The 16,215-nt window shown below is 59.6% G+C and carries 15 protein-coding genes; 8 read left to right on the top strand and 7 right to left on the bottom strand.

Annotated features, from left to right (window positions below; all coding sequences use genetic code 11):
• Positions 1–43 precede the first annotated feature (43 nt).
• From ACSV9I_RS18750 to ACSV9I_RS18730, 5 genes are all read left to right on the top strand, one after another.
• On the top strand, positions 44–823 hold the full coding sequence (locus ACSV9I_RS18750; protein ID WP_054158914.1) for a hypothetical protein: 780 nt from the start codon (positions 44–46) through the stop codon (positions 821–823).
• On the top strand, positions 820–2,259 hold the full coding sequence (gene ppsR / locus ACSV9I_RS18745) for a transcriptional regulator PpsR (protein WP_438330337.1): 1,440 nt from the start codon (positions 820–822) through the stop codon (positions 2,257–2,259). The genes ACSV9I_RS18750 and ppsR overlap by 4 nt, the downstream gene beginning before the upstream one ends.
• A gap of 74 nt (positions 2,260–2,333) precedes the next feature.
• Positions 2,334–3,257: a chlorophyll synthase ChlG gene (gene chlG / locus ACSV9I_RS18740; RefSeq protein ID WP_438330336.1), complete on the top strand. Its 924-nt coding sequence runs from the start codon at positions 2,334–2,336 to the stop codon at positions 3,255–3,257.
• Between the two features lie 10 nt (positions 3,258–3,267).
• Positions 3,268–4,683 (top strand): BCD family MFS transporter, encoded by a 1,416-nt coding sequence (locus tag ACSV9I_RS18735; protein ID WP_438330335.1) that lies wholly within the window; start codon positions 3,268–3,270, stop codon positions 4,681–4,683.
• Between the two features lie 44 nt (positions 4,684–4,727).
• On the top strand, positions 4,728–5,924 hold the full coding sequence (locus tag ACSV9I_RS18730) for a geranylgeranyl diphosphate reductase (RefSeq protein ID WP_438330334.1): 1,197 nt from the start codon (positions 4,728–4,730) through the stop codon (positions 5,922–5,924).
• Between the two features lie 263 nt (positions 5,925–6,187).
• Here the strand turns inward: ACSV9I_RS18730 and ACSV9I_RS18725 are convergent, their stop codons facing one another.
• Complete coding sequence (locus tag ACSV9I_RS18725; protein WP_438330333.1) at positions 6,188–6,637, bottom strand: TspO/MBR family protein; 450 nt, start codon at positions 6,635–6,637, stop codon at positions 6,188–6,190.
• A 177-nt stretch (positions 6,638–6,814) separates the two neighbouring features.
• Here ACSV9I_RS18725 and ACSV9I_RS18720 point away from each other — a divergent pair, with 177 nt between their 5' ends.
• From ACSV9I_RS18720 to ACSV9I_RS18710, 3 genes are all read left to right on the top strand, one after another.
• Positions 6,815–7,204: a c-type cytochrome gene (locus ACSV9I_RS18720; protein WP_082352544.1), complete on the top strand. Its 390-nt coding sequence runs from the start codon at positions 6,815–6,817 to the stop codon at positions 7,202–7,204.
• A gap of 192 nt (positions 7,205–7,396) precedes the next feature.
• Positions 7,397–9,301: a 1-deoxy-D-xylulose-5-phosphate synthase gene (locus tag ACSV9I_RS18715; protein WP_438330332.1), complete on the top strand. Its 1,905-nt coding sequence runs from the start codon at positions 7,397–7,399 to the stop codon at positions 9,299–9,301.
• Between the two features lie 216 nt (positions 9,302–9,517).
• A complete protein-coding gene (locus ACSV9I_RS18710) occupies positions 9,518–10,348 on the top strand; it encodes a cobalamin B12-binding domain-containing protein (protein ID WP_438330331.1) in 831 nt (276 codons plus the stop codon).
• A gap of 24 nt (positions 10,349–10,372) precedes the next feature.
• Here ACSV9I_RS18710 and ACSV9I_RS18705 read toward each other — a convergent pair whose 3' ends face one another.
• Genes ACSV9I_RS18705 through ACSV9I_RS18680 form a run of 6 tightly spaced genes read right to left on the bottom strand, consistent with a single transcriptional unit; the run spans position 10,373 to position 15,960 of the window.
• Positions 10,373–11,197 carry an inositol monophosphatase family protein gene (locus tag ACSV9I_RS18705; protein WP_438330330.1) on the bottom strand — a complete coding sequence of 275 codons (825 nt, stop codon included), beginning with the start codon at positions 11,195–11,197 and terminating at the stop codon, positions 10,373–10,375.
• Positions 11,194–12,039, bottom strand: a complete 846-nt coding sequence (locus tag ACSV9I_RS18700) for a glycerophosphodiester phosphodiesterase (protein ID WP_438330329.1) — start codon at positions 12,037–12,039, stop codon at positions 11,194–11,196. Before ACSV9I_RS18700 ends, ACSV9I_RS18705 begins: the two co-directional genes overlap by 4 nt.
• Positions 12,032–13,078, bottom strand: coding sequence for an ABC transporter ATP-binding protein (locus tag ACSV9I_RS18695; RefSeq protein WP_438330328.1), 1,047 nt, complete (start codon positions 13,076–13,078; stop codon positions 12,032–12,034). The genes ACSV9I_RS18700 and ACSV9I_RS18695 overlap by 8 nt, the downstream gene beginning before the upstream one ends.
• A gap of 23 nt (positions 13,079–13,101) precedes the next feature.
• Positions 13,102–13,926 carry an ABC transporter permease gene (locus tag ACSV9I_RS18690; RefSeq protein ID WP_438330327.1) on the bottom strand — a complete coding sequence of 275 codons (825 nt, stop codon included), beginning with the start codon at positions 13,924–13,926 and terminating at the stop codon, positions 13,102–13,104.
• 7 nt (positions 13,927–13,933) lie between these two features.
• A complete protein-coding gene (locus ACSV9I_RS18685; protein WP_438330416.1) occupies positions 13,934–14,788 on the bottom strand; it encodes an ABC transporter permease in 855 nt (284 codons plus the stop codon).
• A 20-nt stretch (positions 14,789–14,808) separates the two neighbouring features.
• On the bottom strand, positions 14,809–15,960 hold the full coding sequence (locus ACSV9I_RS18680) for an extracellular solute-binding protein (protein WP_438330326.1): 1,152 nt from the start codon (positions 15,958–15,960) through the stop codon (positions 14,809–14,811).
• Between the last annotated feature and the right edge of the window lie 255 nt (positions 15,961–16,215).

The raw sequence follows: 16,215 nt of genomic DNA, 5'->3' as shown, positions 1-16,215 counted from the left end.
CGGAGAAACGCTCCGGAGTCTAATACAGGGAACGGTGGCGTCCATGACTGCTGCAAAGTTGTCGGCGCGTTACGAAATTGGCCTTGAGAACGATCACCTCTACACGAAAGCGGTCGAAGAGTTCCGCTGTCTCATCGTAAAACCATCCACCCGTATTGCCTCTCTCAACGCCTTCGTCGAATACGAGCTCCCTGCGGGCAGGCCGGATTATGTAAAGGTTCTTTTCCTGGAAGCGGTCGCCCGCATGATGGGGCGGGAATGGACGACGGATAGCTGCAATTTCGTCGATGTCACGGTAGGGACAGCGAAGTTACAACAATTGATCAATATGTTGTCGCAGAAGCTCCGCCTTTCAAGCGACATCTCGAAGCCAAGCGCCCTTATCGTCAGCCCGCTGGGAGAACAGCACACGCTAGCGCCCCATCTCATGGGACTGCTTCTCGACACGCTCGGTTGGGATCGAAGTGTACTCGAGCCTTCGGAACTGCAAGGGCGGCGGTTTGCGCAATTGGCGCGCCACGCACAAATCGCTTGCATAGGCTGGAGCAATAGCCGTTTGCGCACTGAGTTGAGCACACTGATGCACAACCTCAGGTCACATAGACGACATATTCACCTACCGATCATCGTGGGCGGCGCCGCTGCACTGGAGTCCGTTGATTTTCTTGTCGGATTGGGCGTCGACTGCATATGCGACAGCATTTACTCCGCAGCCAGGATCTGCGAGAGTTATTACGAACTTGAAAGAATCAGCCAGCAGTCTCGTGCCGCAGGCAGTACGGCAGTCGTAACACCCAGCGGAATTGATTGGCTCACTCCATGAAGCCACCAAACGGTCATAGCGAAGCAACCGGCTTCATGGTCGCGGACCATCTCTTTCATACCCTTGACCCGGATTCGATTGTTGCACTCGTCGGCCTCGGCGCGGATATCGTGCTTCTCGTCGATGACAGCGGCACAGTGTCGAAGGTGCATTTACCGAACAAGGATCTGGCGGAATACCGGTTGAGCGACATGGTCGGCAAGCGGTTACAGGACTGTGTGACAATCGAGTCGGTCGCCAAGATCAACTCCATGCTCGATAAGGGCACCGCCAATCACCCGGCGCGCGGATATCAGGTCAACCATCCGCTGAGCAAAAAGAACGACCTTCCGATCATCTATTCCGCCTTTTCCTATAAGGGGTCACCCTTCTCCATCGTTGTTGGCCGCGACATGCGCCAGCAGATGATGGATCAGCAGCGCCTTGTACAAACCCAGATGGAGCTGGAAGCGGACTATCGCGAACTGCAGGAGGCTGAGACCCGCTATCGCACCGCATTTAAGATTGCGACGACAGCCTCTGTGATGGTCGACGGCGAAAAGCGCACCGTGCTGGAGGCAAATGCGGCGGCGACAGCGCTTCTGTCGACCAATGGTAACGCGATCGTCGGCAAGCCCTTGCGGGAAATGTTTCACAAGCAGGACCGAGACCGCCTCGGCGACGGCGTGAGTGAAGCACGCCACAATCCCGACCCCGTTCAGCTGGATGGGTTGAAAAGCGCCAAGAACGAAGAGGTGTCCGCTACAATTCGCGCCTATCGCGAAAACGGCATCACCAATCTCATCCTGACGCTCTGGCCGAGCAGTGCAACTGAAGAAACCCAAAGGCATCGACCAGAGCCGCTGAAGGGCCGGGCGACGATCGACCTTGCCGATCTGCCAGAAGCCGTGGTTCAGACCGATGCGGACGGCAAGGTGACTGCCGCCAACACGCTCTTTCTCGACCTCATCCACGCCCCCACGCTGAACCAGGTTGTTGGTCGCAACATCGCTACGTGGTTTATCAATGCGGCCATCGATTTGCGCGTTCTCTACTCACGCCTTTCGGATGAACATGTCGTTCGAGGATTTTCCTCCACCCTGACCGACAATCTTTCTGGCGATCGTGCGGTCCAGATTTCCGCTCGTCTTTCCCAGGAACAGGCAAGCGTCCAACTGGTCATCACGCCGCAGACGACAACAGTTGAACGGTTGACAATCCCCTCGCCGGGTATTCCCGATCAGGCGGAAGGCTTTTCCAGTCTCGTCGGCAAGGTTCCACTGAAGGACCTCATGCGCGAGTCTTTGGACGTCATCGAAAAGATTTGCATCGAGGCAGCTCTCGACCAGACCAACAATAATCGCGCCTATGCCGCCGAAATTCTCGGCCTGTCGCGCCAGAGCCTCTATATCAAGCTTCGCCGTCATGGGCTTGAGGACTATCGTCCAAGAAGCTGAGAGCACACCCTCGCCTGAGCACGGAACTGTCAATTTAAGTTGACACTCATGCGAGGCAGGCATAGCCTTTCTTCATGGCAATGACCCCGACCCACCCGCCGCTTCCAGCCTATCCGTCCCCGGCGGCGGTTGTGGCTTTGTTGAAGCCCATCACCTGGTTTCCGCCAATGTGGGCCTATGCTTGCGGCGCGGTCGCTTCGGGTGCCAGCCTCCAGGACCGGGCGCTTCCGGTACTGATGGGCGTTCTGCTGGCGGGACCGCTTCTGTGTGGCATGAGCCAGGCCGTCAATGACTGGTTCGATCGCCATGTGGATGCAATCAACGAGCCGGATCGCGTGATCCCTTCAGGTCGCATGCCGGGTCGCTGGGGCCTCTACATCGCAATAGCCATGTCCGCCCTGTCGATGGCGCTTGCCTGGCTGCTCGGCCCGCTGGTGTTCGGCGCCGCCCTCATCGGCCTGGCTCTCGCCTGGGGCTACAGCGCCCCGCCCTTGCGCTTCAAGCAAAACGGCTGGATCGGCAATGGAGTTGTTGGCTTGAGCTATGAAACACTGCCCTGGATCACCGCCATGGCCGCCGCCTTGGGCTCAGCGCCGTCCATGCCCGTGGCTTGGGTGGCTGCTCTCTATGGCCTTGGCGCCCACGGCATCCTGACACTCAACGACTTCAAGTCCGTGGCCGGCGACACCGAGATGGGCGTGCGAACACTGCCTGTTTTACATGGCACCCGGAGCGCGGCGCGAATTGCCTGCCTCGTTATGGCGGCAGCGCAGACCGGCGTCATCCTCATCCTGTTGTCTGGCGGCCATCGAACCGGGGCAAGTCTGGTAACTCTGCTGTTGTTTGCACAGGTGCTGTGCATGCCGCGATTTCTTGCCGACCCGCAAAAATACGCCATTTGGTACTCGGCCGTTGGCGTCGGACTCTATGTCGTCGGCATGATGGTCACTGCCATTGCCTTTGGCACCACCGCCGCAACCGCCATCCAGTTCATTTGAGGAACCTGCGATGCACCCACCCTCCCTGCCCCAGAAAATGAAGGATGAAACGGGGCGGAGGACGGACCAAAGGCGTAACCACGAACTTTCACAGGAGCTCGGCTGGATATCGATTTTCCGCCTCGGGCTCGTTCAGGCCGCACTAGGCGCAATTGTCGTCCTGACCACCTCAACGCTCAACCGGGTCATGATCGTCGAACTGGGGCTTGCCGCAGTCATCCCCGGGGCGCTGGTCGGTCTCCACTACGGTGTACAGATCACGCGTCCGATCTGGGGGCACAAATCCGACGCGGGCCAGGATCGCACCACCTGGATCCTGCGGGGCATGGCTTTGCTGGCTGTCTCGGCCACCCTTGCGGCCGCAACCACCTTGCTGTTCGAACGAAGCTTGACCCTCGGACTGGCCGTTGCGGTTTTGGCCTACAGTCTGATCGGCATCGGAATTGGTGCCTGCGGAACGTCCCTGCTCGCCCTGATCGCCGCGCGAACCACCCCACAGCGCAAGGCGGCAGCCGCGACCATCACCTGGATCCTGATGATCTTCGGCATTATCGTAAGCTCGGTACTCGTCGGCAGCACACTCGATCCCTACTCGCATCCACGGCTAATTGCGATCACCGCAATCACCGGAGTGCTTTGTTTCTGTATCACGCTGGTCGCCGTTGGCCGCATCGAACGCAGATCCCGTCAGCCGGCGCGCAAGAGTGCACCGCTGGAGACCAGCAGCTTCCAAGAGAGCTTCTCCGATGTCTGGCATGACCCCGATGCGCGGCTATTTACGCTCTTCATCTTCATCTCGATGCTGGCCTACGCGACCCAGGATCTCATCCTCGAACCTTTTGCCGGTCTGATGTTCGGCATGTCTCCCGGCGAGACCACCCGCCTGACCGGAACCCAGCATGCAGGAGTGCTCCTTGGCATGCTGCTGGTCGGGATTGCCGGAACCATTTTTGGCAAGACCATGCCGGGCATGCCCAAACTGATCATCGCCGGCGGATGCTTCGTTTCGGCCCTCGCGCTGGCCGGCCTTGGTCTTTCATCGCTGCATGCCCCTTCCTGGCCGCTTGAAACCAACGTTTTCGTTCTGGGTGTGGCCAATGGTGCCTTTGCGGTCGCCGCCATCAGCACGATGATGCTGCTCGCAGGGGCTGGCAAGCGGGCAGATCACGGCATGCGGATGGGGATCTGGGGTGCTGCACAGGCCATCGCCTTCGGCCTTGGAGGCTTGCTCGGAACGGTCGCGCTGGATACGGGACGCAGCTTGTTTCAGGACAACGGAATAGCCTTTGGCGCCGTGTTTGGTCTGGAGGCGGCGCTGTTCCTGGTCGCGACAGGAATGGCGGTCAGGCTGAGGCGGGCCCCAAACAGCAAGATACCACAGGACCTACACCGATCCGCGACGGTTGCGGCCGTCCCCGGTGAGTAACCCAATCAGATGAGCCCCGCCCGGGCCTGGACCAGGAGATCAGGATGTACGAAGTATTCGACGTCGCCGTGGTCGGAGGAGGCCCCTGCGGGGCCATTGCCGCAATGCATTTGGCAAGGCAGGGCCTGAGCGTTGCGCTGATCGATCCCGAGAATCGCATCAAGCCCTGTGGCGGGGCGATCCCGTCCCGTTTGCTGACCGATTATGCTATTCCGGAATCCTTGCTCGTATCCAAGGCAAATGCCGCACGCATCATCGCGCCCTCGGGGAAGACTGTGGAAATGCGCATCGGCGACATCGGTTATGTCGGGATGGTCGATCGCGCCACTTTCGACCCCTATCTTCGAGCCCGAGCAGAGGCCGCCGGCGCAAGGCGCATCCGCGCGCGCGCAGAAAGCCTCGAATATCGATCGGATGGCGCCCTGCAAATTACCCTTTCCTCGCCATCCGGCGACCGCACCAGCCGGATCGCGGCCCGCCAGGTGGTCGGTTCCGATGGCGCGAATTCCACTGTTCGTCGCCAGATGTTCCCGGCAGCAAGGAAACCACCCTATGTCTTCGCCTATCACGAGATCGTGGAAACGCCGGCTGAACCCGATCCGGCATTATTTCGACCAGACCGCTGCGACGTGATCTATGACGGGCATGTTTCGCCCGATTTCTATGGCTGGGTCTTCCCGCATGGGAGGCAGACCAGCATCGGCTGCGGTTCGGCAGTCAAAGGCCACGACCTCCGCAAGGCAACAAGCGAGCTGCGTCGTGCAGCCGGATTAAATGATGCACGCGTGATACGCCGCGAAGGCGCGCCCCTGCCGCTAAAACCCATGCGCCGGTGGGACGACGGGAGAAGCATTCTGCTCGCCGGCGACGCCGCAGGCACCGTGGCCCCCTCGTCCGGTGAGGGCATCTACTATGCCATGCTATGTGGCAAACTCAGCGCCGATGCGATCAGCCTGTCGCTCGCCACCAACAAGGCTTCTGCCCTCAAGCAGGCCAGGCGCAGCTTCATGCGCGACCATGGCCGCGTCTTCTTCATCCTCGGCCTCATGCAGACAATCTGGTACCGCAACGACAGGCTGCGGGAAAGGTTCGTCAGTATGTGCGCGGACCCGGATGTGCAGCGACTGACCTGGCAATCCTATCTCGACAAGAAGCTCGTCAGGAGCGATCCCTTCGCCCATGCACGTGTCTTCCTCAAAGACACCGCCCAGTTGTTCGCCAATCTGGCAGGTCAGAAATGACGGCTTGGCTGGACGAACTGTTCTCGAGCGGAGCGGTCAGCCTTTTGGCCGTGACGGTACTCTGGTCCGTGACATGTGGGCTCTGCTTGGTCGCGGAAAGACCGCGGCAGAGACTCCGCCGCCTCGCACCCAACGCCTTGTCTGGCAGTTTCCTGCTCGCCGCCCTCGGCCTCGCACTCCGGCAGGCGGAAACCCATTGGGTGGCCTTGCTGCTTGCCGGATCCCTGCTTGCCTATCTGGCCGACGTGAAGCGTCGCCTCGCTTCAGACCTTCTGGATATTCAATCGCCAGACGGAATGGTTGAGAGCAGCAGCCGTGCTTACCCAGGCCAGATAGGGCAGGAAGAGCAGCGCTGCGAGCGTAGAGATTGCCATTGCGGTGAGGATGAAACCGACAATCGACAGCCACAGGATGGCAATGTCGGCGAGCGCAATATCCATACGCCTCAACCCGAAGAACAGATAGGACCAGACGGCATTCGCAACGAGCTGAAGACTCCAGAAGATCATCGCCATCGACCAGCCGCTCGTCGTCCATACCAGCCACCCGGCATAGCCGATCATCAGATACAGCACCGACCAGACGACGGGAAACGCCCATTTTGGCGGAGTCCAGCTGGGCTTGCGCAGGGTTTCATACCAGGCGCCCGGCTTGAAGATGGCGCCGGTGGACGCCGCGGCCAGCACGATGACGCCAAATACGATTGCAGACATGATCCAAACCCTGTGCCGTTTCCGTATAGGTTCATATTGCACGACAACCGCCACGAGGAAAGCGGCTGAGGCAGTATGAAGCATGGGATGGGTCGATCCTGTTTATCCGATCCGCGCATCACATAAATTTCAGGAATTGCAGTTGAATCCGATCCGCGATGCCATGGGAGGTTACACATGTCGAGGATATACGCAGCCGCATTCACAGCCGTAACACTAGCACTTACCTTACCAGCTGCAGCGCAGGAGGGCGACGCAGCGGCCGGCGCAACCGTGTTCAAGAAGTGCACGGCCTGTCACAATGTCGACAACCCCAAGGCCAAGGTGGGGCCATCTCTGCAAGGTGTCATCGGAAGACAGCCAGGCGTCGTGGAAGGCTTTAAGTACTCCAAGGCCATGACCGACTTTGGCGCCGGCAAGGTCTGGAATGATGAATTGTTGACGACCTACCTCGCCGACCCGCGCGGCGTCGTCAAAGGTACGAAAATGGCCTTTGCCGGCTTGAAGGAGCCGAAGGATATCGCTGATGTGATCGCCTTCCTCAAGCAGCATACGCCGGCTCCTTGATCATCTCGACGTTTCCGTCGGCGAGACTTCGCCGACGGAAATCGACGGCCAAGTGTAAAAAAAAGTTTACATATCGCAAGTCTTCTCCGAATATGGGTAAGCGACATCGTCTACAGGAATGACCGCAGGATCGCTCGAATGCGATGAAGGCGGTACGGTCTCGGGCGGATGCTTGCGCGGGAGGAGATCGCTGTGAACCTAACTTATGCGAATACCGTCGCCACGCCTTTGCTCGACCGCGTAAAATCACCGCGCGATCTAAAGCGTCTCCGAGATGACGAACTCATTTGCCTTGCAGACGAGTTGCGCGGCGAGACCGTGCGCGCTGTCTCCAATACCGGCGGCCACCTGGGATCGAACCTCGGCGTGATCGAACTCAGTATCGCTATCCATGCGGTCTTTGATACGCCAAACGACACGCTCATCTGGGATGTCGGCCATCAATGTTACCCGCATAAGATCCTCACGGGTCGACGCAAACAAATGGCAAACCTGCGCAAAAAGAATGGTATCTCCGGCTTCACCAAACGCTCGGAGAGCATATACGACCCGTTTGGCGCCGCGCATTCCTCCACCTCCATTTCGGCTGGCCTCGGCTTTGCCGTCGGTCGAGGTCTGGCAGGCAAGACCGGCCACGTCGTCTGTGTTATCGGCGATGGCGCGATGTCCGCAGGCATGGCCTATGAAGCGTTGAACAATGCAGGCGCGCTTGGCCACCGCCTGATCGTCGTTCTCAATGACAACGGCATGTCGATCTCGCCGTCAACCGGTGCGTTGTCGCACCATCTGGCAGACATCAAGCAGCCAGCCGATGAGGCAACAGAAGGCCGTAAGACCGCCAATCTCTTCGAGCATTTGGGGTTTCGCTACCACGGACCCGTCGACGGTCACAATCTCGGCGCGCTGCTTCCCTTATTCAGAGAAATATCATCCGCGGGCCGCGGCCCCATTCTCGTTCATACCGTCACGCGCAAAGGTGCCGGCTATGAACATGCGGAAAAGTCTGAGGACAAGTATCACGGTGTGTCCCCCTTCGATGTCGCGTCGGGAAAGCAGGTCAAGCAGCCCGCCAACGCGCCAAGCTATACAAAGGTGTTCGCCAACGCGCTGATCGCCGAGGCCGAAGCGGATCCGCGCATTATCGCCATAACGGCCGCCATGGCGGCGGGCACAGGTGTCGATCTCTTTCAACGCCGCTTTCCTGATAGAAGCTTCGATGTGGGCATTGCGGAACAGCACGCCGTAACGTTTGCGGCCGGTCTCGCGGCAAGTGGCATGAAGCCCTTCTGCGCCATTTACTCGACCTTCCTGCAGCGCGCTTTCGATCAGATCGTCCACGACGTCGCGCTTCAGGGGCTTCCGGTCCGCTTCGCCATAGACAGAGCCGGTCTGGTGGGTGCCGACGGACCAACGCATGCCGGGGCCTTCGACGTCGCCTATCTTGCAAATTTGCCGGGCTTTACCGTGATGGCACCGAGCGACGAAGCGGAACTCGTCCACATGGTGGCGACGGCCGCCGCCCATCAGATCGGTCCGATCGCTTTTCGCTATCCACGCGGAGAAGGCCGAGGCGTACCCCTCCCCACCCGCGGAGATATTCTCACGCTGGGCAAGGGACGGATTGTCGAAAGAGGCCATGACATCGCCCTCCTGTCATTCGGTACACGGCTGCAGGATTGTCTACGGGCGCGCCTGCTGCTGGCGACCCAAGGCATTTCGGCGACGGTGGCCGACGCACGTTTCGCCAAACCGCTCGATACCGCGCTGATCACCGAACTGGTCGAGCAACATGCTCTGCTCGTAACGGTGGAAGAAGGATCAACAGGCGGCTTTGGGGCACTGACACTGCACCACCTCGCGGATCACGGAATGCTGGACGGACGGTGCGGCATTCGGACGCTGACCTTGCCGGACAGCTTCATTGCCCAGGCGAGCCCCGATGACATGTATGACGAGGCGCGACTGTCGGCCCGCCATATCGCAGCACAGGTCCGCAAGGCGCTTCAACTGCGCGCGCCAGGCACCCGCATACTGCCTCAAACAAGAGGCGGCGTTGCGGAGCAGTCCGCGCGACTGCATCGAGCAGAAGATCGTTAACGCCTATTTCGTGCATGATGCCGCGTCTACGACCATTAAGTGTTTTGCGGCTTTTGTCAGATGCGGTATTGTGCCGCCGTCGGACAGACGACCGCCAAGGCCAAGGATCGGGAGGGTGACATGGCCAATGACAGGAGACCGGGTCCGCCGGGAGATGCTGACGCATCGCAGTCGACAGGCAACAGTAAGCCTAACCTGACCAAATGCGATGTGCCCATGAGTGCGGGGGACCACCGCATTCTTGAACAGGCAATCCGGCAGGCCGTACCGAGACTCGTCGGCGCCGGCCACCCGGAATTGCAAAAGTCGACCGGGACCGATCAGGCAGCGCATGAGCCCGATCTCCATCTACATCCCGAGCTTGATCCCCTTGCCCGCCAATTGCCTGGAACTGAAAAGGCGATCGCCTACAGGACCAGCCTCTATCGCGTCCTTGTGGACATGGATCCCCGAGGTCATCGCGAAATCATCGACGAACTGGTGCGCAGCGGCATTCCCCTGCACACACTCGCCATCCAGCTCTTCTCGCCAGTCGCGGTGCATTTGGGTAACCTCTGGTGCACCGACGAGAGCGATTTCATGCAGGTAGCCGTCGCCTCTACGCGCTTGGGGATGATCATCAATCACCTGTCCCATGGTCACGGGCATACCGTCGGCCGACGAGACATTGATCGTCGAATCTTGCTGGCCCGCACGCGCGGCGCGCTGCACACAATCGGCGTCTCCATCGTCGCCTCCTGTTTTCGCGATATGGGCTGGATCGTCGAGGGCGGAGCCGACCTCGAACTGGACGACAGCCTCTACATGAAACTGTCTGCCTCACCTTACAATCTGGTTGGGATCTCCGTGGGGCAGGTCGACGAAGTCGATCAATGCGCTCATGCGATCCGTCGCATCCATTCCAGCCGCACGACAAAACAGGTGAAAGTTGCAATCGGCGGGCCGGCTGTCATGCGCGACCCGCTTTCGTTTCACAACATCGGCGCCGATGTCGTGGCACGCTCCGCGCTGGAGGTAATGCAACTGGCAGAAAGCGTTGGCCGCTAATCAAGATGGCCGCTCATGCTTCTCTCACGGCATTGTTGAGGTAGCCGGTGTCGTGACCCCTTTCAGGTGACCGAGCAGATAGGCATGCGTCGATGCATTGCCGACAATCAGGATTCCCGACCGCTCATAATGCTCCGGTCCTCTGCCCCACCAGTCAGTCACAACTCCGCCAGCTTCCTCAACCAGCAGGATTCCGGCAGCGGTATCGATAAAGCCGGTCTGCTCGAAATAGCCGGTAAACCGACCACAAGCGACATAGGCACAGCAATTGGCAGCACTGCCGATCACCCGCACGGCGCCGATCGGCGCCCGGATCGCATCGAGCCTCGCATAGGCACCGGCATGCAGCGACAGGCTCGGCAATGGTAACCCTGTACCGACCACCATCTGGCCGACGAGGCCCGTATCCCGCATGTCGAGCTTTCGTCCGTTGAGATAAGCACCCGCCCCGGCGATCGCGGTGAACATCTCATCTGTGACAGGATTGAACACGAGGCCGCAGACCGTCCTGCCCGCCTGCCTCAACGCAATCGTGATGGTGAAATCCAGACCGTTGAGGAAATTTGTCGTGCCGTCGATCGGATCAAGGAGAAACCGATAATGGGTGTCGACACCCTCTACGGGAGGAAACTCCTCTCCGCTCAAACTCCAGTCCGGATAGCGCGACAGTAGATGCTTGCGGATCAGCATTTCAGATTGTTCATCCGCTTCGCTGACAAAATCACCTGGTCCTTTGACCCCGATATCAAGCGTCTCGCGCCGGTGGAAATAATCCATCGTCAGCGCGCCTGCCAGACGGGCCGCCTCGATCATGTCGGCGAGGACTGACTTGATGTCGATGTTGCTCATACGGTGCTTCCTGCAAGCTTGACTGCCAATGTTTCCGGGTCGTCCGTGGTGATCTGATCGACCTTCAGAGCAAGCAGACGCAAGGCTGCGGCAACGGCATCAGGGCCGGTATCGCGCAGAGTCCATGCATCCACACGCCGCCCCTCAGCATGCACCGCCGCGATCATGTCGAAGCCCTGATCGGCGGCCGCAAGGATAAGGTCGTAGGCGAGATAGATCATCTGCGCCGCCGGGGCCGTAACTAGAGCCCGCTTGGTGAAGACGGCAAAATCGGCGGCTGTCTTCAGATCCTGCAGTACGCCGGGATAAGTCGGGTCATATCCCGTCTTCAGCCCCGGCGTGGTAGTAGCCAGGGCTGCCACCGCCGCAGCATCACCACCCGAAAGGATCATCGTCGCTGCAACCGGCGTGACGGCTGCGGCAAAATTGGCGATGCTGGACGCATCAAGCCGGGCCATGTCTTCTTTGAAATCGAGTTGAAGGAGCGCTTCCGGATGAGCAGGATTGGTGGCCAGTAGCCCACACAGGTCCTCAAGCAACATGACGCGATCATCGATGGGCGCGCCATCCTTGCCGCGCAGATGCAAACCACGCAACATTTCTGCCGAAGCGTGCGCAACCAGACCCTTGCCGGTTGTGCCATGGTCAAGATCGAGATCGTGGAGGATGGCAAAGCCGTGATCGCCATGCACGACAAGATCCACTTCGACACTCGCCCCGAGGCGCATGGCCTCAAGAATGCGCGTTGCAGTAAACTCCGGGTCGGTGATTGTCCGCCGGGCACGATGCCATTTGAGCCAGGTACGGTGCCCGCCAAACTCGATCGAAATCGGATCAGACATGGGCATTGGTCCGATAAAGTTGCTGACCGTCGCGGAAAACAGCAAAGGCCCGCGGATGAAGGTCGACCCCTTGGCCGGCGCGGAAAAGATCGGGTGTACGCACCATGGATTTGATCCGTGTGCCGTCATCAAGCATCAGATCGACAAGCCCGTGGGTGCCGAAATCGGTGACCCGGTGAACACTGGCCTGACCCGGCGTTGCTGCGACCAGATCGAGCGCTTCTGGTCGCACCGCAAGCGTCGCAGGCCCATCGCTGACCGGTAGCGGCACGTTGACATCGTCATGCAGAAACCGCCCCTGTTCCACCACGCCTTCTATGAAGTTCATAGACCCGATGAAACCGGCAACGAACGGTGTCTGTGGATCGCGATAGACGATCTCCGGGCGATCAGCTTGCTCGGTCCGACCGTTGCGCATCACGACGATCCGGTCAGCCATAGACAGTGCCTCGTCCTGGCCATGCGTCACGAACAGCGTAGTGATCTTCAGCCGCAACTGGATGTCACGGACCTCTTCCCGAAGCCGCTCGCGCAGATGCTGGTCGAGGCTTGCAAAGGGTTCGTCGAGCAGGAGGATTTTCGGCTCGAGCACCAGCGAACGGGCAAGCGCCACACGCTGCTGCTGACCGCCCGAAAGCTGATTGGTCAGTCGTTTGCCATAGCCGGCAAGCCCGACAAGCTCGAGCACACCGGCCACCTTGTCAGCTATTTCACCAGCCGGCAGCCGCCGCAGCTTGAGACCGAAGGCAAGATTGTTGAAGACATTCATGTGGCTCCAAAGCGCGTGGCTCTGGAACACCATGCCAGTCGGGCGTTGATCCGGTGAAAGACCGGTCACATCTTCCCCGTCAATCGAGATGACGCCTGATGTCGGACGCTCGAAGCCGCCCACCATGCGCAAAACGGTGGATTTGCCCGAACCGGATGGCCCGAGCAGGCAGACAAGTTCGCCGTCCGCGACGTCGAGCGAGAAATCGTCGACAGCGACCGTGCCGCCAGCAAACACTTTCGAAACGCTTTTAATGCTGAGAAGTGACATGGAAACGTCCTGATTCCGAAAATTCAACCGCCGAAGCCGCGAGCAAAGGATGATCCGCCAATAATGCGGCGGGCAAAAATGAGCGCGAGGAAGGATGGCACCCACAGCATGACCGAAAGCACGGCACCGAACTGGATCACCATCTGATTATTGATGAAGCTGATCATCAGTACCGGCATGGTGCGGATGCCCGGCGCACCGATCAGCCAGGCGCCTTCGGTCTCGTAGAATGTACCAACGAAGGTCAGCAGCACGGCCGCAGCAATCGTCGGAGCAGCCTGCGGCAAAGTGATCGACCAGAACACGCGAAATGGGCCAGCGCCAACATCACGCGCCGCTTCCTCCATCCGCGTGTCAACAGCCTGGAAAGCAGCCACCGGGATCCAGATCATGAACATCAGCGTGTTGACCAACTGGATCAGCGCCACGCCCCAGAAGGTACCGATCAGATCGAGCTGCAGGAAGATCGCGGCAATCGCGACCAGCAAGCCAAACTTCGGAAAGGCATGACCGGCAAGGAAGGAGAAGAACAGCAGGTCACGCCCCGGAAATCGCATCCGGGCAAAGGCATAGGCCGCCGGCAGGCAAATGACCGCAGAGGCGAGCGTAACAAAGCCCGAGAGCAAAAGGCTGAGCCTCAGCGCGCTCCAGACATCGGAGCGGTTGAGCGTCTGTTCCCAGAACCGGAGACCAAATTGCTGCGGCATGAGGTTTGGATACCGCCAGACCTCGGTAAAGGCCCAGATACCGACGACAAGCAGCGGCATGATGATGACGATCGTCAGCAGGGTGGCCAGCAATAGACCTGTGCCATCAATGGGCCGGCGGATAAAAGCAAGCTTGGTCATGGACAGCTTACTTTCCCTGATTGCGGGCAACGGACCGCACATAGAACAGCCCGAAGACGATGCAGAAACCGAAGGTGATCACCGCCTGCGTAATCGCGCCAACCGGATCGTTCAGATCACGGAAGGTGCGCTGCATGAACGGCCCCATCATCTCCGGCGATGCGGGCCCCAGCAGATAAGGCAGGGTGAAGGCCGAAAAGATGCCAAGCACGGCAAAGGACAGCGCAACGAGAATGGAATTGCCGATCCTGGGCAGGATGATGTGCCAGAGAACCTGCAACCGGTTTGCTCCGACATCTCGCGCCGCCTCGACCGCCATATTGCTGACTGAGCCGAGGCCAGACAGAAGGATGAGAACGGTCAGCGGAATATTGTCCCAGACAAGACCAATCACTGGCCCCAATGGTGTGAGATAGGGCGTGCGGATCTTGGGAAGCCCCGCGAAATTGAGGAGAAGATCGACCATGCCATTCGGCCCAAGCACGCGGATGAAGGCGTAAGCCAGGATGATCGAAGGCACAAACATCGGAAGAATGGCAAGCGCCTGCACATAGGCTGCCACCTTGCCCTCGGCAAAACGCAGGTACAGCGCGATCGGCAGACAGACGATCAGCAGGAGGATCGCGCAGAGGGCTGTAGTCCACAGTGTCAGCGACAGATTGTTGAGGCTATAGGCATCACCGAAGAAGAAGGCATAGCTCGACAGATCGAAGGCCATCGCGCCATCTGCCTGCCGTCGCCAGACGGTGCGCAGCACCGCACTGACGATCGGCCAGATGACCAGCCAGCCGACGAGCAACACCGGAATGGCGACGAGCAGGAGGCCGATGGGCCTCCTGCCTGCGTCAGTGTGCACGGACAGAGATGATGGCACGGAACCGCTCACGCCTTGCGGTCGATAGTCGGCGCAACGTTACGATACCAACCGTCATTGACGGCAGCTTCCCAGGCGCCCGCCGGGAAGGTCGGGATCGAAGCCGGGATGATATCGGCGAATTTTTCGCGCAGATCGGCCGAGACGTAATCCCAGGCGACACCCGGAAAGCCACCGAGTTCCGTCAAAATGGCATTCTGCATCTCTTCCGTGAGGATGAAATCGGCAAGCTTCAGAGCCGCATCACGGTTCTTGCCATTGGCAAGCACGACAGCGCGCGAGAAGTTTCCGCACAGTGCCAGATCCTGAAGCTGAACGATGCCGGTTGTCTCGGGCAGAACGCCCTGGGCAATCGCCTGCAGCACCTGATCCGACCAGACGGGGGTCATGGTAACGACGCCCTGAGCCAGGAGCTGGATCGACTGGGTATTGCCAGAAGAGTACGCGCCATTGTCATAAAGCGATGGCGCGATGTCCTTCAGGATCTCCCAGGCCTTGCCGAGCGCTTCCGTGCCGAAGGCGTCGGTATAGTTGTCGACCGTGAAAGCCTTGGGATCGAGACCATTGGCCTGATGGATGGCGCGGCGGACGAAATTGCCGCCGGAGCCGCCCTTGTCGGGACGGTTATAGACGAACTGACCGGGATTGGCCTTGATCCAGGAAACGAGAGCCTCCCAGGTCTTTGGTGCATCGGCAGCCGAGAGCTTTGTGGTGTCATAGGCAAGCAGAACCTGCGAACCGCGATAAGGCAGGCTGTAATCGCTGTCGAAGGCCAGCGGATTGACCTTCGAATAATTCGACAGACCGGCTTCCTTCATGTTGACGTAGAGACCAGCTTCGATGGCGCCCTTCGGCAGGCGCGGATCGGTGTGCTCGAAGTAGTCGGCCTGCGGATCGGTATTCGTCTGCATGGCCGCAACAGCACGTTCGGCGATCGCCTGAACGCCCGCATTATCGCCGGCATCCACCAGGTTGAGCTTGACGCCCGCATGCGCCGCCTCAAAGGCCGGCTTGACGGTGTTGGTCCAGAAATCAAGGACATTGCTGTCCGAACCAGTGTACCAGTCGATCTGACCTTCGGCCGCGAAAGACAGTTTCGGCAGGAGCATCATGCCGGCCACGGAGCCGGCGGTAGAGATCAAAAAGGCGCGACGCTTCATCGTCTTCTCCAAGGGTGGCCGGGCAAAGGCTCACGGCACGGGTCGACGGTCAAAAAACAGGGAGAGACGGCAGACGGCCGAAGGATGACAGCGGACCGACACTGCCAACTTCTCTCGACGAACCTCACCTCCGCCGGACGCTCAGGGCCGGACATCAAAGGGAAGGCACCAGCCAGGGATGCGCTTGCACATGATTGCAGACAAATCCCTCTCGGCCGCTCCTCACTACCGTTCGAACGCAAAGCTTTGATGACA

This window comes from Rhizobium sp. G187, assembly GCF_051549525.1.
Lineage (GTDB): Bacteria > Pseudomonadota > Alphaproteobacteria > Rhizobiales > Rhizobiaceae > Allorhizobium.
This window is presented reverse-complemented; position numbering and strand designations above follow the sequence as displayed.

What these genes read in the sequence shown, in the direction of transcription:
- ACSV9I_RS18700 (WP_438330329.1), bottom strand. Translation starts at nt 12,039, where the DNA reads ATGTCTGATCCGATTTCGATCGAGTTTGGCGGGCACCGTACCTGGCTC.
- ACSV9I_RS18710 (WP_438330331.1), top strand. Translation starts at nt 9,518, where the DNA reads ATGAGTGCGGGGGACCACCGCATTCTTGAACAGGCAATCCGGCAGGCC.
- ACSV9I_RS18690 (WP_438330327.1), bottom strand. Translation starts at nt 13,926, where the DNA reads ATGACCAAGCTTGCTTTTATCCGCCGGCCCATTGATGGCACAGGTCTA.
- ACSV9I_RS18680 (WP_438330326.1), bottom strand. Translation starts at nt 15,960, where the DNA reads ATGAAGCGTCGCGCCTTTTTGATCTCTACCGCCGGCTCCGTGGCCGGC.
- ACSV9I_RS18720 (WP_082352544.1), top strand. Translation starts at nt 6,815, where the DNA reads ATGTCGAGGATATACGCAGCCGCATTCACAGCCGTAACACTAGCACTT.
- ACSV9I_RS18735 (WP_438330335.1), top strand. Translation starts at nt 3,268, where the DNA reads ATGCACCCACCCTCCCTGCCCCAGAAAATGAAGGATGAAACGGGGCGG.
- ACSV9I_RS18725 (WP_438330333.1), bottom strand. Translation starts at nt 6,637, where the DNA reads ATGTCTGCAATCGTATTTGGCGTCATCGTGCTGGCCGCGGCGTCCACC.
- ppsR (WP_438330337.1), top strand. Translation starts at nt 820, where the DNA reads ATGAAGCCACCAAACGGTCATAGCGAAGCAACCGGCTTCATGGTCGCG.
- ACSV9I_RS18695 (WP_438330328.1), bottom strand. Translation starts at nt 13,078, where the DNA reads ATGTCACTTCTCAGCATTAAAAGCGTTTCGAAAGTGTTTGCTGGCGGC.
- chlG (WP_438330336.1), top strand. Translation starts at nt 2,334, where the DNA reads ATGGCAATGACCCCGACCCACCCGCCGCTTCCAGCCTATCCGTCCCCG.
- ACSV9I_RS18730 (WP_438330334.1), top strand. Translation starts at nt 4,728, where the DNA reads ATGTACGAAGTATTCGACGTCGCCGTGGTCGGAGGAGGCCCCTGCGGG.
- ACSV9I_RS18750 (WP_054158914.1), top strand. Translation starts at nt 44, where the DNA reads ATGACTGCTGCAAAGTTGTCGGCGCGTTACGAAATTGGCCTTGAGAAC.
- ACSV9I_RS18705 (WP_438330330.1), bottom strand. Translation starts at nt 11,197, where the DNA reads ATGAGCAACATCGACATCAAGTCAGTCCTCGCCGACATGATCGAGGCG.